Here is a 22,374-nt window from a genome sequence, read left to right on the forward strand (position 1 = left end):
GATCCATCACGATCTCTCTTCTGGACGAGAACGGAGAGCCTGCCGTTGTATGGAAAGTGAAGAATGCGTTCCCTGTAAAATTACAGTCTACGGATCTTAAAGCGGAAGGGAATGAAGTCGCTGTAGAGACGCTGGAAATTGCGCACGAAGGTTTAACCATTGAAAATAACTAATCATGGCTGTTTTATATCCTCCAACCAGTTTCTCTTTTATCGTNAATTACAGTCTACGGATCTTAAAGCGGAAGGGAATGAAGTCGCTGTAGAGACGCTGGAAATTGCGCACGAAGGTTTAACCATTGAAAATAACTAATCATGGCTGTTTTATATCCTCCAACCAGTTTCTCTTTTATCGTTAACGGGATTTCGACAACAGAGGGTATTGACTCCAGATTTCAATCCATATCCGGATTATCGACAGATATTACCACTGAAGAATATGCCGAAGGAGGTGAAAACAGGTTTACCCATCAGCTGCCTCTGCGTCCCAAATATCCTAATTTAGTTCTGAAACGCGGACTGCTCGTAAGTTCAGGATTGATAAGCTGGTGCAGAAATGCGATGGAAAACTTTGAGTTTGAGCCCAGGGATCTTATCATTTCCCTTTCCGGAGGACTCCAGTCTACAGCTCCGTTAATGATCTGGAATGTAGTCGGTGCCTATCCTGTACGATGGGAAGTATCGGAATTCAATGCGGAAGAAAGCAAACTTGCTGTTGAAACCATAGAGCTGAAATACAGATATTTCACAATACCTACATCGTTAGCAAGTCTGGGCTTGTAATTTCTACATCAATCCGGGCACGTGGAAGCGTGCGCTGCGAAAAAAAATTCAACAAAATCTTTTTTGATAAAGAGCAAAAGACGGGTCTGACGGCCCGGTCGAGCACCCTTTATGTGCCTGGATTTTTAAAATAAGATACGTTAAATCATTGATTTTTAATAATCTGTTTATTAAAAGTTAATTAAAACAAAACGAAATGCCAATAGAAATAAAAGAGCTTCACATTAAAATAAATGTGGACGAAAAAGCCGCCGCGACATCCACTGCAGCCAGTGTAGACGAAGTGCAGATCATGCGGGCGGTCAGCGAAAGTGTAGAACAGGCCGTCAATATAGAACAACGTAAAAAAGAAAGATAATGGGAGAAATCACAAAAGTAACGATACAGACTTACAAAGATAATGGCTTTAAACAAAATGCTTTAGTTAACGTAAATGCTTTTAAAGCTCTTATCAATCCAACAGGTTTTTCTTTAACCTATAAAGTTGAATATGATACTACACAACCAGATGGAGCAAATGCAACAAATTCAAAGTTTATTAAAAAATCTCCTCAATCCTTACAATTAGAGTTTTTATTTGATGGTACGGGAGTAACAGAAGCATACTCTGGAATTAAACTTATCAATGCTATAAAGAAGAAAAAATTTAAGCATGATACGGTTACGGAACAATTGGAAAGATTTTATTCGGCAACAGGAGATTTTAAAGGGACAATTCATAAACCATATAATGTTATTGTGAGTTGGGGTAAATTTAAATTCGAAGGATCTCTCACTGAGTTAACAATAGATTATAAATTATTTAATAGCGACGGAACTCCTTTAAGAGCTATAGGCAAAGCAACCTTTGTAGAATCCATTAGTGCTGATCTCGCTGCGAGGATGGCAAATAAAACGTCCCCGGACCTTACCCACAAACGGACCATACAGGACGGTGATACTTTACCCCTGATGACCGAAAGAATTTACGGCGACTCCAAATACTACCTGGAAGTCGCGAAAGTAAATAACCTGATCAATTTCAGGCAATTGGTGCCGGGCGAGGAGCTCTATTTTCCACCCATAGAAAAAATATCATAACATGAACAACAGCGGATACATACAAACAGCAAAAAACGCGGATCTGATCACCTTCAAGGTAATGTCCGGAGGTACGGAATTACCGGGCAGGTATGGAATTACCCATATTGTTGTGGAAAAAGAAATCAACAGGATTCCCTATGCCTGCATCACCATTCTGGACGGCAGCGCGCCGGAACAGGATTTCAAGCTGAGTAATGAAGACCTGCTGATCCCCGGGAAAGAAATTGAGATCACGGCCGGATACCATTCCGAAGAAGAAACCATCTTTAAAGGTGTTGTCGTAAAGCATAACATAAAAGTCAGGAACGGTTCTTCCTACCTGATCGTAGAATGCAGGGATAAAGCCGTAAAAATGACGCTGGGAAGAAAAAGCAAATATTTTTACGACAGCAAAGACAGTGCGATCATCGAAGAATTGATTGGCAATAACGGGCTAAAAGCTGATGTTCAGGCAACCGCAAATTCACATAAGGAACTGGTTCAATACCGTGCTTCCGACTGGGATTTCATGCTGACAAGAGCCCAGGTCAACGGGAAACTCTGTTTCGTCGAAAACGGAACGGTTACAATTGCCAAACCGGATTTCGGTAAAAAAGAAGTGGAAACCGTGGTGTACGGATCTTCCGTTCATGAATTCGATGGGGAAATCGACGCCAGGAATCAGTTCAGTAAGATTACCGCTAAGACATGGAGCTATACCGATCAGGAATTAACGGAAGTGGAAGCCCAGGATCCGGCCATCAGCCTCAACGGAAACCTTTCACCGGGTGACCTCGCAAAAGTCTTCGGTATCGAGGACCTGCAGCTGAAGCATGGCGGGAACCTTACCCAAAGCGAACTCCAGGAATGGGGCGATGCCAAGGCAACCTTCCAGCAGCTTGCCAAAACAAGAGGAAGAGTGAAGTTCCAGGGAATTCCGTCCGTACTGCCGGGCGTTACCTTAACCTTACAGGGTGTTGGAAACCGGTTCAACGGAAAAATATATGTAACTGGTGTACGGCATGAGATTGCGGATGGAAACTGGCTCACAGATGCCCAGTTCGGGCTTTCTCCTACCTGGTTCTCGGAAACCTATGATATCAGCGAAATGCCGGGTTCAGGAATTATTCCTTCCATCAGCGGATTGCAGATCGGAGTGGTGTCACAGCTCGAATCGGATCCGGATGGAGAAGACCGGATTCTCGTACAGATCCCGATTATCAACAGCGAAGAAGAAGGAATCTGGGCCAGAGTGGCCACGCTCGATGCAGGGGAGAACAGAGGCTCGTTTTTCAGGCCGGAAATCGGAGATGAAGTGATCATCGGATTTATCAACGACGATCCTAACGATGCCGTTGTTCTGGGGATGCTCAACAGCAGTGCCAAACCTGCCCCGCTCACAGCCGCCGACGAGAACAACGAAAAAGGATTCGTCACCCGTAGCGAAATGAAAATGATCTTCAACGACGATAAAATATCATACACGCTGGAAACGCCGAAAGGTAAAAAACTGATCTTAAATGAAGATGAAGATGTCATCAAAATTCAGGATGAGCATTCCAATATACTAACCCTTAATAAAGACGGGATTAGTATGGAAAGCGGGAAAGACATTAAGATCAAAGCCAAAGGTGATGTTAAAATTGAAGGAGTCAATGTCAGTGTAAAAGCCTCTGCACAGTTTAAAGCAGAAGGAAGCTCAGGATCAGAGCTTAAATCGGGAGCCGTCACCGTCGTAAAAGGATCTCAAGTTAAAATCAATTAATCACTATGAAACCGGCAGCAAGAATTACAGATATGCATACCTGCCCGATGGTAACGGGAAATGTTCCGCATGTGGGCGGACCTATTATTCCGGCAGGGGAACCTACGGTACTTATCGGAGGAAAGCCCGCAGCAAGAGTAGGTGACAAGGCCGTATGCACAGGCCCGCTGGACACCATTGCCTCAGGATCCTCAAGTGTCCTGATCGGCGGGAAACCGGCCGCAAGAATGGGGGATTCCACCGCGCACGGAGGCGTTATCACCGCAGGAGAAGCTAGTGTTTTAATTGGCGGATAAAGGAAACGGATTTCTATGAAATCATAAGCCGCCAAATAATAATCTGAAAACCAATATATAAAAAACATCCGCAGCAAACGGCAGGACCATCAGAATTCCAGGTTACGAATGAAGGATGTTGCAACCATAAAAACAAATAACGTATGACTATAAATACAGATTTTTTAGGAATAGGCTGGAGCTTTCCTCCTGAGTTTAATGAGACGGAAGGAACCCTGGAAATGACCACCGATGTGGAAGACATCAACAACAGCCTTATTATTTTACTCTCCACACGCCCGGGCGAACGTGTCATGTTCCCGGATTACGGATGCGACCTGCAGGAAATGCTCTTCAAGCCGCTGGACCTTACCCTCATTACCCAGATGAAAGGAATCGTGGAGCGTGCTATCTTATATCATGAGCCCAGGATCAATATCTTAAATATAGAGATTGATGCCGAAGAGGAACTTCAAGGAGAAGTATTGATAAAAATAGACTACGAAGTAAGAAACACCAATACCAGAAGCAATATTGTTTTCCCTTTCTACAAAGGAGAAGCTACCGAAATATAAACAATGACGGGATGTCTGTAGCCATGTTGAATACGTGCAAACATGCATGAAGTATTGCATCTGACCATAGAAATATAAATATAAACCAATGAAAAAAACAGATACATTTTCGCATTACCGCGAAGGAAAATCACAAATGCAGCGCTTTTTATCAGAATTGGATCCTGGCAATCTCGAATTGCACGATTTCGACCTGTTTGATTGGCTATTATTCGCTAATAATTTTGCCAGGCATGTAAACTATTTTCACAAAGATGATCCTGCGACCCCTAGAGGAAACTGGGGAAACTTCTTCCTGGGAGATGATGATTATACAGTTCCGCGCAGGGAAAGCGTAGAATACAAACAAATGAAAAAGCAGGTTACAGATCTTATTTCCCGTTTTGAGCAGGACAGCAACCTGACACCGCATCTTACCTTATTCGTTTGTTTTTTAAAACTGCTGGACTTCTCCAAAAAAGCATTCAATAATTTAACGAAAAGACACCTGGATTTCTATTATAACGAAATCCTTCAGATTGAGAAGAATGATGCCCGATCCGATAAGGTGTACATCATCTTTGAGCTGGCCAAAAAAGCCCTTCAGGAAAGAATTCCCGACGGAACATTGCTGGACGGCGATAAAGATGCGAATGGAAAAAAGCGTATTTACAGAACCGAAGAAGAGCTTATGGCCAACCAGGCAAAAGTAGTTGAACTTAAAAGCTTCCTTAATGATGCCGAAAAACGGGAGCTGAAAATGGCTCCGAAAGCCAATACGGCAGATGGCTTAGGCGAAAAGCTGCCTGAAGAAAGCAATTACTGGTGGCCATTTGGATATAATGCTGATGAAACCGCTTCCGAAAAATCCATTTACAAAGAACTTCCGAAAGCGAAACTCGGATTTTCGGTGGCTTCTTCACTTTTTGACCTGAAAGAAGGCGAAAGAACGGTTACTGTCGCCATCACATTTGCTAAAAATGCCGCACAGAAATTACAGAACCTGTCAAATACGGATATTGAAAGCAACATCAGGGTGCTTTGCAGCGGTGAAAAAGAATGGCTGTCGGGAATCGCTTTACAGTGCATGAAAAACCAAGAGGATCTTCTGGAGCTTTCCTTCACCTTATCCAAAGATTTCCCTGCGGTAGTACCTTACAATAAACAGCTTCTCGCAGAAACTTTCCAGACCGCATTTCCTGTCGTAAGGTTTATGATCGAAGGACATAAATACTATGACGTATACGAAGCTTTATCCGAAAAACTGATCAAAAACATCGACGTATCGGTTAACGTAAAAGGGATAAAATCCATTCAGATCGAAAATGACAACGGCGCCTTAAATTCTGAAAAACCATACTATCCGTTCACGGCGCAACCCGTTACAGGATCTAATTTTTACATTAAATGTCCTGAAATGTTCTCTAAAAAGTGGCAGAAGGCAGACATTACCATCAACTGGAAAAATGTCCCGGATTCCATTAAGGAGCTGTACAACGGATACGTTATTCAGCCGAACCAGAACATCAGCCTGAAGGATTTCGAGGCTTTAAAAGGCCCTTCAGTAGTAGGATCCGATGCTTATTTCAAAGCGGATGCCGCTTTGCTGGACAAAGAAAACTGGTACACCACAGCCCATGATATTGCACTTTTTGATAAAGCGGACGGCGTATACAAAACCAGGTTTTCCGTAAACAGTATCAGCAGTGAAGCAGGAACTTCGGAAGCTTTACGGGTGACATTGAAACAGTCGTTCCTACAGGATGTGTATCCTAAGCTTTATACCCTGGCATTATCCAGTAATCCGCTTGAAAAAAAGCTTATCCCCAACGAACCGTACATTCCGTTTGCAGAAGACATCGAGCTGAATTACAGCGCGCGGGAAACGGCCTATTCTTACCTGAGCAGAGATTTGGACGGGCAGGCTTCAAAAAGCGCAGGCATGCAGGTGTATCACGAAGATGCTTTCGGACAATACGAAAAAGGCGTTGATACGCAGAACCTGGTTCCCGTACACGAAAACGGCGGTGAGCTTTATATCGGTCTGGAAGCCAAACCGCAGACCACCGTCTCCCTGCTGATCCAGATGCTGGAAGGAAGTGAAAACCCGTTGGTAGATACTTTTGAGGACAAAGAATTCATCAAATGGCACATTCTTTCAGGAAACACCTGGATGGATCTGTCGGATTACATGCTTAAAAATGAAACCAGAAAATTCCTGGAATCCGGCATTGTAAAGTTTAAAATCCCGAAAGATCTTGATACGGATCATACGAGATTTACCGACGGACTGGTCTGGGTAAGGGCCAAATCGAAAAGAAGCTACGACGCGGTATGTAAGATTCAGGGAATATATACCCAGGCCGTCCTGGCGGTATTTGAAAACCATGATAATGAGCTTTCTCATTTAAACAACGGCCTCGAAGCGAATACCATTACAAAACTGATCACAAGAGTTCCTCAGGTAAAATCGGTAAGCCAGCCTTACAATTCTTTCGATGGCAAATACAAAGAAACGGATGCGGAATATTACAGAAGGGTCAGCGAAAGATTGAGGCATAAAAACAGGGCCGTTACCCAATGGGATTATGAACAGCTGGTATTACAGGAATTCCCGGAAGTGTTCAAAGTAAAATGCTTAAACCATACTTCTGAAAATTCCTATCTGGCTCCGGGCCACGTTACCCTTATGGTGGTGCCGAATATCAGGAATAAAAATGCTTTCGATATTTATCAGCCGCGGGTAAGCAGAGCAAGCCTGAACAGAATTCAGAACTATGTAAGCGAACTGAATGCGATGCAGGTTCAGACCCATGTGGTGAATCCTAATTATAAAGAAGCAAAAGTTGAAGCCGCCGTAAGGTTTTTCACGCAGTATGACGAATCATTTTACACCAGGCAGCTGGATGAGGATATCAAAAAATACATTTCGCCATGGGCCTTCACCGAATCCAAAGATATTGATTTCAATATAAAGCTGAATGTCAATCAGCTGATCAGCTATCTGGAGCAGCTGTATTATGTGGATTATATCGACGAAATAAAAATATACGTAAATAATGTTTTACAAAAACAGGCTCTGATTGAGGTGGATCCGAAATCAATACTGGTATCGGCCAAGCAGCATAAAGTTACTGTTGCAGATCAGGTATGTATCTAACAAACAAGAAGAAAATATAATTATGTCAGAAAATAAGCACATTAGTATACCCAAAAATGTAGAAACCGGAGATCAGACCGATTTTCACTTTCTGCGCAGGACAGGTATCGAATATATCGAAAAACTGGGAGGAAAGCTCTGGACCGATTACAATTCCCACGACCCCGGGATCACGACGCTGGAAGTTTTAAGCTATGCCATTACCGATCTGGGAATGAGAATGAACCTGAATACCGAAGATCTCCTGGCTTCCAAAGATGCATCCAAAGATATCCATACCCAGTTTCTGAAAGCTACGGAAATCCTGCCTTCAAGACCTTTGAATGAACTTGATTACAGAAAACTGTTCATCGACATCAGCATGGAGCCGGATTATAAAAGGCCGGTCCTGAACTGCTGGCTGGTTCCCAGAACTGAAAAAATTTATGTAGACTGCAAAACAGGAAACCTGGATTTTAACCCGATCGGTGAAAAAACAAGTAATTTCAATGTCAAAGGCCTATATGACCTGTATGTAGACTACTCCGACGACCTGGATGCCGAAGGGAAGAGATGCGAAAGAGGGAATGTAAATTTCGAAATACTCGAACGTTATCATGCCAACAGGGGGCTTTGTGAGGACCTGGTTGAAATTAAGGAAATCCAGACCCAGAAAGTTGCTGTTTGTGCCCGTATCGGACTTGTAAACAAAGCGGACGAAGAGCTGGTGCATGCGAAAGTACTGAAAGCGATCAACAATTACCTGTCTCCTGAAGTTCATTTTTACTCCCTCAAGCAGATGCTCGACAAAGGTTATCCTACGGACGTTATCTTTGACGGGCCGCTGCTGGAAAACGGTTTTATCGATACGGAAGAACTCAGAAAAAGTCAGCTGAGAGAAGAAGTCCGGCTTTCCGATATCATCAGTGAAATCATGAAGGTTGACGGAGTGAAAGAAATCCACGAAATCTCCATTGCAGGCTGCGACCAGGTTATTAAACAGACCAACGACTGGCTGATATGCATCGAAAACGGCAAAAAGCCGGAACTGTGCGATTTAAGCTCATTCAGCTACAGCAAAGGTTCCCTTCCGTTAAATATCAATGATAAAAAAGTACAGGAATATTTAATAACCCTTAAAAAAGAGGAAGACGTACTTCGTGACGATGCGAAAAAGAATAAAGAACTTGCTTTACCACAGGGAACTTCTTACGATATCGGCAATTATGCGACCATCCTGAACGAATTTCCCGATACTTACGGCGTAGGAATAACGGGAATAATCGGGGACAGGACCCCGGAGCGCGAAGCCCTGGCCAAACAGATGAAAGCCTATCTTCTGTTTTTTGATCAGATTCTGGCCGGATACTTTAAGCATCTCGAAAAAGTGAAAGAGGTACTGAGCATCAATGGCAGTCTGAAAAGAACCTATTTTACACAGACCCTTAAAAACATCAAAGGTTTTGATGAGCTGGTTTCCGGTTATGATAAAAATGATGAGGACAAGCTTACGGATTCCCTTTATGAAGAACTCGACAACAGTGTAGAGAGACGAAACGAAGTATTGGACCACCTGATCTCCCGTTTTGCGGAAACATTCAGCGATTATACATTCCTGATGAAATCGCTGTATGGTAAATCTACCGATGAGATCGTTTTAAACAATAAGGAGAATTTCCTGAAAGAATATACATCTTTAAGCAAGGATCGCGGGCTGGGTTATAATTATACGCTGAATGCGGATGCCGATGTCTGGAATACCACCAATATTTCCGGAGTGCAGAAAAGGATCGCCCGTCTGTTAGGCATCAAAAACTATACGCAGAGAAATTTATCCCAATCACCTGTTTCGATTATCAAAACGGCAAACACTGGCGGTAAACCAACGTACACCTGGAAAATAAAGGATGCAGCAGGAAGCATCATACTTTCATCTGTCAATACTTTCCAGATTGAATATGCAGCTAATAAAAACCTGAACGAAGCCATTTACCAGACGATCCAGATCGACCAGGAAGATTTGGAACATGCATGGGAAAAATTTGAGGAAGATCCTAATAAATATAACCTGATCGGAAATATACAGATCCGGTTTTCCGCAGGAGGGAATTATTATTTTGATATTCTCGACGATGCCGGAAACGTAATGGCTACCCATAAGAAAACCAATCCTTATGCTAACAGGCAGGATCTGAAAGCCGGAATTTTTAATATCGTAAACTATTTTAAATACGAATTTACGGAAGAAGGGATTTTCCTTGTTGAGCACCTTTTGCTGAAGCCGGTTCTCAAAAACTATAAGTCCATGGGAGGCATCGGCTGTATGTCCATTGGAAAAACCTTTAAGGTAATGTATGATCTTGAGGTAACCGGGGCATCATTCATGTCTTCCTGCGAAGAAGATTGTGAAACGGATGTCTTCGATCCTTATTCTTACCGGGTAAGCGTTGTTCTTCCGGGATTTGCGTACCGTTTCCAGGATCCGGATTTCAGGCGTTATGCCGAAACGGTGATCCGGCAGGAAATTCCGGCCCATGTCTTAGCGAAAATCTGCTGGGTAGGAGACCGGATGAGCGAAGTACAGACGGCTCAAAGCGATTTGTCCGAATTTGAGGTTGCTTTCAGAAAATATCTTACCGATAAATCCAGAAACAACCTTCCCAATTTGGGAAGCAGTATCCAGAATCTGCTGGCTGCGCTTACCAACCTGAACAATATTTACAGGCCGGGAAGACTCTTAGACTGTGCTATGGATGATAATGACGACCTGGACGGAAAAATAATATTAGGACAATCAAACATTTAAAATTGATATATAATGAATACTAAATTAGATAATGTAACCACCCAATATAGAAAGTTCAACGAAAACCAGGCGTTAACGGAAGGGCAGTTAAATGAATTTATAGACTATTTTGAGGATCAGGACCGGCTCTCAAGAACCCGCCTCAGCGGTGTTGGGATCGTATGCGGTTTCAAATCGACCCTTGCCGATTCCCTGGATACCATTGTGGTGACGCAGGGAGCCGGCGTTACCACGGACGGGGATTTGATCATACTGCGTCAGAAAACCGGCAAAGCATCAGAAGTTACCATAAACTTCGATGCCGGAAATTATAAATATTACAGAGAATATACCGATGTAGCAGGGTATAAAAACTTTCAGATCAATGGTACGCAGATCCCGTTGCTGGAACTTTTTACACAGGAAGAATACAATCAGATGATTGATGTAAGAAGGGTTAAAAGCATAAGTGAAATCGCGAACCTGAAGAATCAGATTGTTATTTTATACCTGGAAAGTTATTCCAACGAAGAAACTCCATGCCAGGATGCCGACTGCGACAACACAGGCGCCGAGCAGGTGTCCAACCTAAAAGTTTTACTTGCAGATTCAAGAGCTGTGGCGGATCTTCTTGCCAAAGGGGATGCGAAAGACAGCCTGTACAAAGTGCATAACGGTTACCAGGATCTCTTCGATAATTTGCCTCCGCTGGAAGCTAAAAGAGTGATCCTGAATTCCGGGATTACCACGGCAGGAAACCTAAAAACGATATTTCAGGATGCGATTGATGATGTTACAAGACTATGTAATGGTTTTAATGCCGTTGCAGAAACTTTTAACGTGAGTCCGGACCTTCGTGGGGATGCACTTATTACGAAAGTGAAATCCGTACTGAAGCCCGTTACCTCAAATCTGGAAGATTACCAATACCGGTATGACCTGTTTAAAGATCTGATTGATACCTATAATGAAATAAAAGGTTTGATCCTGCATCTGAATGTAGACTGCTGCCCGGATATTGCCTCGTTCCCTAAACACCTGATGCTGGGCGCGGTAGGAGCGACGCTGGAACTCGGAGCGCGTACACCTTACCGTCATAATTTTTACCATTCGCCGATTACGACAGACCATGATGAAAATTACGAAAGAATCATTATGCTCGCCAACCGTTTCGTACAGAAGCTAAAAGCATTTCAGTCATATGCAGGACCTGTTAAGATTACTCCGTCACACCTCAATGTAAGATTGAGCGAAAAAGCAATTCCTTACTATTATATTGTGGATCAGCCATTACTGAAAAAATGGAATTTTGAAAAAACGAAAACCGATACGGAAACCTATAACCTGAGTTATCACACCGCTAATTTGTCCTCTGCAGACTTTATCCAAAATCCTTTGGATTATACAATCGATGATAACGATTTCTACAGAATTGAAGGATTTTTAGGAATGCCTTTTGAAACAGCAGTACAGAATATCAATGATCTGAAGGCGAAATACGGGCTGGCTTTCGATGTTATTGTGTTGCTCCTGCAGAAAGGAGGAAGAGGAAATGGCGATACCGGTACGCAAAAAGTATCGATCGAAGAGCTTAGAAAGCAGCTGGTATCCATCTCCAGTGCCATCAGTAAAGAAACCGGCGACGCGAAAAGCACTTTATTGAACCTTTCCAGATTAGACAGCCAGCTGCGTCTGCTGAATAAAGCGGATTTTTCGTCTGCCTCCGGAGAAGAAATTACGGTGATAAAACAGGATACTAAAAAGGACAAAATTTCCACCGAACTGCTTAGCAACTTTTTGGAGAGAAAATCCGGGCTGGAGCATTTGGCGGGCGTAGAACGTGGCGGTACATTCGTTCTGATCTGCGAATCCGAAAAAAACAATCAGGTGCTTGCCGATTTCTCGTTGCCTTATCTGTGCTGTTCCAAAAAAGATCCTGTATTCCTTACATTGCCGGCAGCTAAGCTTTGCCAGAGAGATAAAGCGATTGCAATGACGATTGTTCCGGCGGATGGAAAAGTGAAAGCTATGGTGAATGGTGTTCAGATTCCGGCCGTTACACAATCTGCAGGACAAAGCTTCTTCGATCCGGGGCTGGTGAGCGCAGCATATCTTGGACAGACCATTACCTTTACCGTGAACGATGAGCCTGTGGAGGCCCAAATGGTCGTGAATGCCCAGCCAAATGTAACGTTGACGATTGCCGATACCGTTTACAATTATGCCAGCAATGAAGCGACGGTTTATTTCAAGGTTGTAAATAACGGCTCAGGGTCGATCTCGTCTTACCAATGGAATTACGGTGATGGCCATACGGATACCTTGGTCCCTAACTTCAGCAATTTGGTGTCCCATGTATTCCCGATCGTACCGAATGAAAATACGACTTATCATACAAACCTAAATGTTATTGCCGAAAATTCCGGCTGTAGCACACAGGTTACCGTAGATGTCGAATTAAGCGGTCTGCAGCTCGTTTCGTGCAGCGATAATTTTAACTACAGCGGAAGCGTAGGGACTTTTGAATACAACATCGATTTCGGAACGGATACGGGAATGGCCGGAATTAATTACAACGCTTATACCGTACCGGACAGATTTATCATCGAATGGAATGGTCAGAAATATGACAGTGGCTTCGTCGGTTCGAGCACTTACAACAGCAGCCTGATAAGTAAAGGGGTGAATCCGGCGGATATAAAGACTGCTAATCCTTCAAACGGAGCAGGTTCATTGAAATTCAACAAAACTTCTGCTTTGCCGAGATATGCTAAGGTTACCGTTTTGGCACCATTAGGAAGTACGGCATGGAACGTATCAGGTATTTGTCCTAGTAAATAGAAATACAATAATTTCCCGGGCAGGTTTTTGTCCGGGAAGTTTAAAAATACCTTACTAAATCATTAAAATTAGCAATAATGAACAATCAATTAAGTAAAATATCAACGCAATACCGCAAGTTCAGCAAGGGGCAGTACATCGAAGAAAAGCAGTTCAATGAATTTCTGGATTTTTTTGAGGATCAGGACCGTTTGTCAAGGGTGATGCTGCAGGGAGTCGGTATTGTATGCGGTCTCAGGCCGGAACCTGTTTACAAAGACCGCTTGTTGAACGGGATACAGCTTTCCCAGGGAGTGGCTCTTACGACCGATGGCGATCTGCTTACCCTGAGCAATACAGGCGAGGTGAGCAAAGAATTGTACGTAAGTGATCTAAGAACCATTGACATACAAAGTAAAAATTACACGAATTTTAAAATATACGATAATTTTAAAGTAAAATATCCGGCATTTTATGATGCGGACAATAAGCAGATCGAACTCTGGGAACTGGCAACCGCTCAGGAAGCAAATTCAGATTTCCAGCCCATCAATAAACTTTCCGGTATAGAAAACAAATATCTGCTGCTTTACCTTGAAGATTATGAAAAAGAAGTAAAGCCGTGCCGTGGCGTGGATTGCGATAATCACGGAATCCAGCAGATCCGGAATCTTAAAGTACTGGTGACAACCAAAGAGGGGATTGCCCGAATTTTTGAAAAAGATAAAATCCAGCCGCATCCTCTGTTTATCACTGATATGATGACGGGGCTGAAGCAGGAGAGGGTTATTATAGAGCGGCTTATCCTGGAAAGAGGAATTGATGCGGATTTCTCCTCTTTAGATTTAAAAAATCTTTACTCCGGCATTTTGGTAAAAAATAATTACGGGGAGAATATTTTCAAAAAAATCAATGCCATTGCCGAAGTATTTGGAATATCAGGGGTAGATCATCAGAGCTTTAAGCAGAAATTAATTACGGGCTTGGCGCAGACAGGAGGTTTTCAGTATGCTTATGATGTGGTTAAGGATCTTACGGATACGTATTCTGAAATTATAAAACTACTTCCCGGATCGTTTGCCGGATGTCTTCCGGACCTCCTTTCTTTTCCGAAACATGTTATGCTTGGGAAGGTCGCATCTGATTTTCAGCTGGATTCTTCAAGACATCAGTTTTACCATTCACCTGTTCTGGACGATAAAAAAACGACTTCAAAAGTAAAAGTTCTGATGAACCGTTTTAAGCAGCAGGCACAGAATTTCAGGTATTCCGATAGTTTTGAAACCTCGGCGGCGATTAAGATTACACCGTCGCAGAAAACTAATCCGCTGGGTAATAAAGCGATTCCTTTTTACTATAATGTGACAACGGAATTTCTGAAAGCGTGGAATTTTGATAAAACCGCTAATCGCTTATCCGGATACAATCTGGGCTATGATCAGGGCTTGCTATCGACGGATAACCATGTACAGAAACCATTGGATTTCAATATAGATAAAAATTCATTTTATAATATCGAAGGTCATCAGGGGATGAACCATCAGGAAGCCTTTGATCAGATTACGCAGATCAGAAACCAACGACAGCTGGGCTTTGATGTGATGCTTTTATCCTTCACGGAACTGAAAAACAATAAAGATCTGTATAGGGCCTATTTCAATGAGTATGTAGATAAACACCCGGGATTGGAGCATACGCGTGGCGTGGAGCGGGGAGGAACCTTCGTCATGGTATATGAGCAGAATGGAAGAAGTACGAATGTCATTGCCGATTTTTCACTTCCGTATCAGTGCTGTACCCCAAAAGTTGAAGTGAAATTAAGCTTACCGAAAACAACGGTTTGCTCAGATTCCGGCCTTTTGCCATTTACGGTTTCTCCTGCTAACGGCGAAGTAAAAGCGTCTGTAGATGCAGGTCTGAACGGCGGGGTGAAACAGAATAACGGCAACTATGTTTTCGATCCGTCTTCCGTAAGTGAGGCACTTTATAATACCGATATCAGCTTTACGGTAAACGGAAAACCGAGCGACTGCAGCATTAAAGTGATTCCACAGCCTAAGGTAAATATATCCGTAAGCTCTGTTGATTATCCAACAAACGGTTCATCCGCAACAACGGTTCACTTTACCGTTTCCGGAACCGGCTTTGCAGGTTATGAATACAATTGGGACTTCTGGGATGACGGAGGATTTATTCCTCTGAAGCCCGACGGTAACGGAATGCTTACTTATACGCTCTACAACCTGAATCCGAAGCAGATTCCAATGATAAAAGTGAAAGTCAGCAATAAGGAGTGTGTGCAGACCATAGCGCTCAGAGACTGGTATAAAGGACCTGTTGAAGAGGAGAACAGAGTTCCTGTTGCTATTGCAAATGCATCATATACGAATATACAATTGCCAACCAATTCAGTGGAACTAAAAGGTTCTTCCAGCTATGACTCTGATGGAACTATAGTTTCCTATGTATGGAAACAGATCGGGACTACTCCGGCAATTGCAGGTATAGGTAATCCGAATACAGCTGATACAGCCGTTACAGGATTGGTGGAAGGTACTTATACATTCCAGCTGACGGTTAAAGACAATAAAGGAGCCACAGCATCAAATGAAGTGATGGTTACTGTAAATAAAGCAGCTGAACGTAATCCATCACTTACTGAAATAGGTAATTCTACGACAGGTTCAGGATCAGGTGGGTCAAGAACTCAGACTTTTAAAGTAGGTCAGAATGTATCGGCAGGCAATAAATTCCAGGCAGGTGTCTATAGTGTTTTGCTAACGGTTACTGCAACAGCTTCCGATACTCCTGATACGGTTGCCTCAAAATTGAGAGACCTGATTAATAATACTACCAGGGAACAATGGAATGCAGCCGGAACAGCACCAACGGGAGCGTCCGGATTTCCTCCAAAGGCCTCATCATCCGGAGATACTCTGGTTATAAGCCTTAATTATCAGAACCAATTTTTTGGTAGTGCATCGGTGAGCTAAGAGCAGAGTGTCATCAGTATATTAAAAATATAAATCTGAATCAGTAAAAACAAAATCCTCAATTATTTGAGGATTTTTGTTCACCAAAATACACTTTGGTTTGATTATCTTCTGTTGTTTTTCCGTCTTGTACTGATAATATTGAACAATTTCGCAACATCATCCAGGTGGATTTCAAAATCATCGTAGTATTCGTTCAGGGAATGAAGGGTAATGATGCCTTTTTCCACATCATGGTTGATGATCCGCTTCACCAGGATGCCTTTCTCCTTATGGACGATCACGAAATCCCACTTATCATAATGCAGCTTGCTCATCCAGTAATCCTGACGAATGTTCCTGCATAAAATAATGTCGCCTTCCAGGTAGCTTTCGTACGAACCGTCGTCCATACTGTCTCCTTTCACTTCAAAACACATATACTCACCGCGGTGTTCTACATCATCGGTAAAGGGAATCACCGGCAGGCTTTCCATATACTCTTCGTCCGCAAATCCGTTCAGGTAGCCGGCCTGTGCGTACTGGTTCGCCAGCGGCACGTACATCACCTTCAGATCCGAGAACACAACGGGAGACGCGCTGTTCTTTATTTTCCGCTGCTGTTCTTCCAGCAGATTATTTACAAAATATGCCGTAGTTTCCGGTATTTTCCGTTCGCCTTTTTCCCAATACTGGACCGCTCTCGTTCCGACACCAATGGCTTCCGCTATTTCCGCCTGCTTCATGTTGAGCTGCTTCCTGATCTGTTTAAATTCTAAATGGGTCATTCTGATAGGTTTATCGTTAGCTGCAAAAAAAGACGCAAAATATTTGTTCTTTTATTTTTTAAATACGAACATTGTTCGTATATTTGTCTCGTTAATAAGAAATAATAGCACAAATATACGAAATTATATTTAGAGTTATACATTATTTTGATGTTTAAATCCTTTATGTGAGCTTAATAAGGATTGGTGGTCAAAAAAACAAGTCAATTCAATATTCGGAATATTTGCGGTTATAACTTATTTTCTCTGTCTTGTATGGCGCCCCTTTAGACAGAATAACAAGATTTAAAAGTAAAAAGTGCGTTTTTTTAACCAGTTAAATGAGTTTGTTCGCATTTTAGTGAACGGGTTAAATTAAAATGTAAGGTTTATGCTGTACTTTTTACTGGAAACGTAAATAAATTATCCGGTCGTCTAAAGATCATCATGCTCTTAAAGCATCGGTAAATTTATTGTAAAAAAAATCCGGACGGAAGCTTTGTCAGCAATCTGTGGTGCCGGCTTGTAAAATCAAAACCAATTAAATGTAATCAGACATCTTCCGAAGGCTGGAATCTGCCTTTGCAGGACTTTTACGGACTTGCTCCAGCTGCGGAATCATAGAGGATAAGGAAGCCGGTCTGATTGAAAAAATAACTTTTAACCTTAAAAAAAATGAAACGAAGTAAAGAATTAACAGAAAAAAGAAAAGATTTTGTCAACGATTATGTAAAACGCAATCAGGACAAACAGATGAAAGTCATTGTAACGGAACTTACCGAAATGTTATTTTTATCGGAACGAACAATCTACAATATCATTGTTCAGGATTAGCCGCTAAATGTTCAGGATAAAAACCGGCTTTTGTAATACTTCTTGTTAAGTAATCTCAAGAAAGTTTTTACAGCCGGAACTCTGTAAACCAAATCCATAAATATATTTTAAAACAGAAAATCCTCCTTTACAGCTATTGAATAAAAGCTAACAATAGTACTTCCGTTCTTCATGACTTTTATATAAACGAAATGCCTTTGTTTATTTTTAAATGATCTGCTTTTCAGAATAAATACGGTTTACCGCCTGTGCGCAGGAACACCACATTACAAAAGAATCATTATTCATCACCGTGATCATAAGCAAAGGTGTTTCGTTTACTTCCCGAAACATATTCTCTGAATACCATGCGCAGCAAGACCGACAGGAACTGCGTTGCTCCGTACAGAAACCGATCCTGCACCGGAGCTGTCAAAATGTTGTACCCAACATCATCCCAAATTTAAATTTGCCGTTACAATACGAAGGTAATAACAATTTTTTCTTTTTGGTCTATGCTGTTAGGAAAACAGACCTTACAATTTTCTGCCCTTAACCGCAGGAAAATATTTCCCGATGGGTAAAAACAATAACTACCAAATACATTTATCAACCATGAAAAAGAAAAAAAACAATACCAAAGAAAAACTTGAGAAGCCCCGTAAAAAGATCAGTGAACTTATCGACGAGCTTGCCTATATCAATGAAAGTGAAAATATCAGGAACAGCAAAAAATTTTTGGAAGACCTGTACCTGCTTGAGCAGGAGTGAAGGGGTCTGAATGCTGGACCGAAATGTAACAAATATAGGAAAGAATGAATCTGGATAGTATAAAAGCCTTATTAATCGGGACAGCCATCGCGTTCTCCGGAGGATTATTAAGGGTTCTGATTTCAATACAGAACAAAGAAAAGAAACAGCTCTGGGAACACTTCGTCACACTCGCCATCGTGATGATCGTAGGTTTTACCATGAGCTATGTAATGAGCAGGGCCGACCTTCACGACAAATGGTATTCCACGGGAGTACTGTTTGTATTGGGCTACGGCTATGATAAATTTCTGAAGATGATCACCACCAACCTGCCGGAATGGATCGAAAGAGCCATCAACCTCTACATCGAAGGCCGGTACGGCGTGAAAACAACCCGGCCGGCCACCGGTGAGGAGGAAAAGAAAGACGAGCCGGTTTAAAATAAATTAATGATAAAAATCATGAACATTATCAATCATAGTTTCCCTGAAAATCAATATTATAGGGAAGCCACCGCAAAGAAAGGCATTGTGTTGCAATACGGTGTCGGGAGATTCGGTAGAAGGAGACATCAACTGGTGGAAATCCACGGCCGAACGGGTGGCGACGCCCATTATTATTGCCAGGGACGGTGGGATCCATCAGCTGTTTTCATCAAAATACTGGGCGCATCACCTCGGAATTAAAAAAGCACATTTCGAACAGTTCGGACTGCCGGAGCAAAACACACAGCGAAATAAGGAATTTATCGGAGTGGAGCTCGACAGCTGGGGAGGTCTGACTTTTAAAAATTCAAAATATTATGCGTTCTCCGGGCAGGAAGTCGCTGCCGAGCAGGTAGTGACCTATGAAAAAGAATTCAGAGGCTACCGGTTTTACGAAAAATATACGAATGCCCAAATTGCTTCCCTGAAAGAACTTCTGGTTTACTGTGGAAAGCAATACAAGATCTCCCTGAAGTACAAAGGGAACGTCATATTTGAATGCAATAAAAGAGCATTAAGCGGCGAAGGCGGCGTTTGGGCACACGCCTCCTTCAGACCTGATAAATCCGATGTCCATCCGCAGCCGGAATTGATCCGGATGCTTGAATCACTGATATAAAATGAAATCGAATTGGAAATCAGGTAAATAGGCTGGAATAGGGAAGCTGGATGCGGGAAGTTTCTTTTGTCAACATTATTGTCAAAAATAGTAATGGACAAATCGTTTGTTAAGAGATAAATAGGAAATCTATTTAAAATACTGAATTGCCAGACTGGATTCAGTTTATTTTAATAATCGTTTGAAAATAAATTAAATACGATCAAATTTATTTTGAATAGTCTTGAATTTTGTTACGATAAAACTTCCGTGGAAAACACTTCACTGCAACTACAGAATCATGAAGGCGAAAAGCTGGCGTTTCTCGCGGAAAAGTATGAATTTTGAACCAGAAAACTAAAACATGAGGACGAAGCCTGAGGCGGTTTAAGCACGCGTGTTTCTCATCACAGAGCCGATGCCGCTTCAGGTTTATTTTTTTAAACCTCAGAAGAAATCCCTTACACCGACGGTCTGGTTCTTCCGCATCCGGAAGATAGTCTGTAAAGCACGGCCTCCGGTATGGTACAGGTATTTTAACCCAAATTTTAAAATTAAAAAACATCCAATCCATGGAAGCAGCACAACCTTTACATAAAGGCAGCGGTAATCCTCACGGCCCGGGCAAAAAACAGAAGCCTGAAAAGCCTGTAGTGGTTCCCCTGCCGGTAACCGAATTTGCCAATTTACAAACCCAGAAACCGGAAAGCACCGCGGTAACGGCCGGATCGGCCAACCCTTATTCCGACAGGATGAACCTGAACGGAACCATCGCACCGGTCCACGGCTCAAAGACCATTTACGGCCAGGGTGCCGAAATCCGGTACGGTAAGTTTCAGGAAAGCCTGGCCGAAACCGGTGACCTCAACCACCCCGACACCAAAGAAGCGGAGAAAAAATATATGGCGACCCTGAGCATCAATGAGATGCAGGAGTATCAGGACCGGAAATCCGGAACGTACCTGCCAAAGACATTGGAGGAGCAGGCGGCGGCTTACCAGGCGGGTAAAAAAACAGCGGACACCAACACGCCGGCAAAGCCCCTGGAGAAAAAAGAAACCGCAGGTAAAACGGATATGATTTTACCGGACCAGCCTCAGCCTGTAAACCCGGACCAGCCAGCAACTGAAGATACGGAAGCTGTACCTTCTGCCAATATCCAAAGCAATCCTGCTTTTACGGAGCTGAGCGGAGAGATCAGCAGCACCGCAAAATTGCAGAAGCAGCACGAATCATCACAAAAAGCCACGGACGCTGCCCAGGCTGCAGCCCCTTCGCCTTCCAACGAACGCCAGAGTATGGCGCAGGCCAGCCAGGTCCAGACGATGGATGCGCAGCAGCCGGGAGTTTTCAGTAAAGATGATTTTAAAGCACTTTTAACAAAAAAAATAGAAGGAATTAAACTTCCTAAAAATGAGGCTGAAGCCGACGAATTTGAGAAGCACAATAACATCAGCGAAGTGAATAAAACAGCGGTAGGCGATGTAAAAAGGGAAAAAAATGCAGCGTCTCACGCTATTGCTTCCACAACCGCCGCACAGCCTGATCTTGCTGCACAGCCGGTAAGGGCCGTTGCACAGATGCCGTCCCCTAATATTGGGAAAGCTCCGGCGGTACCGAATGCTGCCAAAGCGATGCCTGTAAAGAGAAATCCGGGAAGTGTGGAACGTCCTGTACAGGAGCAGACCGCAAATATCGACAGTGAGATGAAAGCACATGGCGTTACCGACAATATGCTGGCAAAATCCAACGAGCCTTCCTTTACCGATGCTCTCGCAGAAAAGAACAAAGCGAAAGCACAAAGTGCTGCAGCCACCCAGCAGTTCAGAAACAAAGAGAGCCAGGAACTTTCCAAAACCCGTGATGATGCGCAGGCAAAGGCTTCACGGCATATCTCCGGAATGCACAGTGCCCGAAAAGGCGGACTGCAGAATGCCCATGGCGAGCAGAAACAGACGGCAGGCAAAGACAGCCGGAAACGAAAGGAAATTGCCGACCATATCAACGGCATTTATCTGAATTCTAAAAAGGACGTAGATGGTATTTTAAACAGCCTGGATAAAAAAGTGGCGGAAATGTTTGATGCAGGCAGCCGGCAGGCTAAAGCAGCGTTTGAAAAGCATGTTGACCAGGGTGTGAAGGATTATAAAAAGAAACGGTACGGCGACGCCTATGCGGATTACGGTCTCCTGTATGCGGCAGGCAAATGGCTGAAAGATAAACTTACGGGGCTTCCTCCTGAGGTTGATAAATATTTTGACAGCGGCAAGAAATTGTACATCACCGTGATGGATACGCATATTGACCGTATTGCCACCTATGTGACCAGTCAGCTGAATGCCGCAAAAACCAGGATTGCCACAGGCAAGAAAGAGGTGCAGAAGTATGTCAGCAGCCTGTCGCCGAGCCTCCGTAAGATCGGAAAAGAAGCGATTGCTGAGATCCAGACAAAGTTCAGTGTCCTGGAAGAAAGTATAAACAGCAAAAAAGATGCGCTTATTGAGGTATTGGCTAAAAAATATGCCGATAATATAACAAGCATTGATGCGCGGATTGCTGAGATTAAAACCCAGAACAGCGGATGGGTAAACCAGGCGCTGGCTACCCTTAAAACCAGCGTTTTTGCAGTTATTATTGAAATTAAAAATACCCTTGCCGGCCTATTGTCCGGGGTCATCGATGCCATTCAGGCCATTATCACGGATCCGATCGGGTTCTTCAGAAACCTTATTGCCGGAGTATCACAGGGATTTGCCAATTTTGGAGCCAACATCTGGACCCACCTGAAGACCGGCTTCTTCGGT

The 22,374-nt window shown here is 43.0% G+C and carries 17 protein-coding genes; 16 read left to right on the plus strand and 1 reads right to left on the minus strand.

Going from position 1 to position 22,374, the window contains the following annotated elements; genetic code table 11:
* Positions 1-11: 11 nt before the first annotated feature.
* The 11 genes from ACED20_RS20510 to ACED20_RS20560 all read left to right on the plus strand — a co-directional run bounded on the left by ACED20_RS20510 (position 12) and on the right by ACED20_RS20560 (position 16,175).
* Positions 12-173 (plus strand): phage tail protein, encoded by a 162-nt coding sequence (locus tag ACED20_RS20510; protein WP_378106603.1) that lies wholly within the window; start codon positions 12-14, stop codon positions 171-173.
* A 141-nt stretch (positions 174-314) separates the two neighbouring features.
* Positions 315-782 (plus strand): phage tail protein, encoded by a 468-nt coding sequence (locus tag ACED20_RS20515; protein WP_294197881.1) that lies wholly within the window; start codon positions 315-317, stop codon positions 780-782.
* A gap of 196 nt (positions 783-978) precedes the next feature.
* Positions 979-1,140, plus strand: coding sequence for a DUF5908 family protein (locus tag ACED20_RS20520; RefSeq protein ID WP_294222133.1), 162 nt, complete (start codon positions 979-981; stop codon positions 1,138-1,140).
* On the plus strand, positions 1,140-1,862 hold the full coding sequence (locus tag ACED20_RS20525; RefSeq protein WP_378106586.1) for a LysM peptidoglycan-binding domain-containing protein: 723 nt from the start codon (positions 1,140-1,142) through the stop codon (positions 1,860-1,862). The genes ACED20_RS20520 and ACED20_RS20525 overlap by 1 nt, the downstream gene beginning before the upstream one ends.
* A 1-nt stretch (position 1,863) precedes the next feature.
* Positions 1,864-3,609: a type VI secretion system tip protein VgrG gene (vgrG, locus tag ACED20_RS20530; RefSeq protein WP_378106588.1), complete on the plus strand. Its 1,746-nt coding sequence runs from the start codon at positions 1,864-1,866 to the stop codon at positions 3,607-3,609.
* Positions 3,610-3,614: 5 nt separating this feature from the next.
* Positions 3,615-3,905 carry a PAAR domain-containing protein gene (locus ACED20_RS20535; protein ID WP_294199453.1) on the plus strand — a complete coding sequence of 97 codons (291 nt, stop codon included), beginning with the start codon at positions 3,615-3,617 and terminating at the stop codon, positions 3,903-3,905.
* A 143-nt stretch (positions 3,906-4,048) separates the two neighbouring features.
* Complete coding sequence (locus tag ACED20_RS20540) at positions 4,049-4,459, plus strand: GPW/gp25 family protein (protein ID WP_294199454.1); 411 nt, start codon at positions 4,049-4,051, stop codon at positions 4,457-4,459.
* An 88-nt stretch (positions 4,460-4,547) separates the two neighbouring features.
* The gene (locus ACED20_RS20545) at positions 4,548-7,598 is read left to right on the plus strand and encodes a baseplate J/gp47 family protein (protein WP_378106590.1); all 3,051 of its coding nucleotides are present in this window, start codon (positions 4,548-4,550) and stop codon (positions 7,596-7,598) included.
* A 22-nt stretch (positions 7,599-7,620) separates the two neighbouring features.
* Complete coding sequence (locus ACED20_RS20550) at positions 7,621-10,383, plus strand: hypothetical protein (RefSeq protein WP_378106592.1); 2,763 nt, start codon at positions 7,621-7,623, stop codon at positions 10,381-10,383.
* A 12-nt stretch (positions 10,384-10,395) separates the two neighbouring features.
* Positions 10,396-13,203 carry a hypothetical protein gene (locus ACED20_RS20555; protein WP_378106594.1) on the plus strand — a complete coding sequence of 936 codons (2,808 nt, stop codon included), beginning with the start codon at positions 10,396-10,398 and terminating at the stop codon, positions 13,201-13,203.
* Between the two features lie 77 nt (positions 13,204-13,280).
* The gene (locus tag ACED20_RS20560) at positions 13,281-16,175 is read left to right on the plus strand and encodes a hypothetical protein (protein ID WP_378106596.1); all 2,895 of its coding nucleotides are present in this window, start codon (positions 13,281-13,283) and stop codon (positions 16,173-16,175) included.
* A gap of 104 nt (positions 16,176-16,279) precedes the next feature.
* Here ACED20_RS20560 and ACED20_RS20565 read toward each other — a convergent pair whose 3' ends face one another.
* Positions 16,280-16,942: a S24 family peptidase gene (locus ACED20_RS20565; protein WP_294212960.1), complete on the minus strand. Its 663-nt coding sequence runs from the start codon at positions 16,940-16,942 to the stop codon at positions 16,280-16,282.
* Positions 16,943-17,596: 654 nt separating this feature from the next.
* On the opposite strand from ACED20_RS20565, the gene ACED20_RS20570 reads away from it, so the two are divergent.
* The 5 genes from ACED20_RS20570 to ACED20_RS20590 form a co-directional block, all read left to right on the plus strand.
* Entirely contained in the window at positions 17,597-17,755 is a 159-nt protein-coding gene (locus ACED20_RS20570) for a hypothetical protein (RefSeq protein WP_170234764.1), read from the plus strand.
* A gap of 594 nt (positions 17,756-18,349) precedes the next feature.
* Positions 18,350-18,505, plus strand: coding sequence for a hypothetical protein (locus ACED20_RS20575; RefSeq protein WP_294212958.1), 156 nt, complete (start codon positions 18,350-18,352; stop codon positions 18,503-18,505).
* Between the two features lie 44 nt (positions 18,506-18,549).
* The gene (locus ACED20_RS20580; RefSeq protein WP_294200855.1) at positions 18,550-18,927 is read left to right on the plus strand and encodes a hypothetical protein; all 378 of its coding nucleotides are present in this window, start codon (positions 18,550-18,552) and stop codon (positions 18,925-18,927) included.
* Between the two features lie 88 nt (positions 18,928-19,015).
* The gene (locus ACED20_RS20585; protein WP_378106599.1) at positions 19,016-19,591 is read left to right on the plus strand and encodes an N-acetylmuramoyl-L-alanine amidase; all 576 of its coding nucleotides are present in this window, start codon (positions 19,016-19,018) and stop codon (positions 19,589-19,591) included.
* Between the two features lie 551 nt (positions 19,592-20,142).
* Positions 20,143-22,374 (plus strand): hypothetical protein (locus ACED20_RS20590; RefSeq protein ID WP_378106601.1); only part of this gene is annotated, 2,232 nt, incomplete at its 3' end.

Source organism: Chryseobacterium sp. sg2396 (assembly GCF_042610505.1).
Classification (GTDB): domain Bacteria; phylum Bacteroidota; class Bacteroidia; order Flavobacteriales; family Weeksellaceae; genus Chryseobacterium.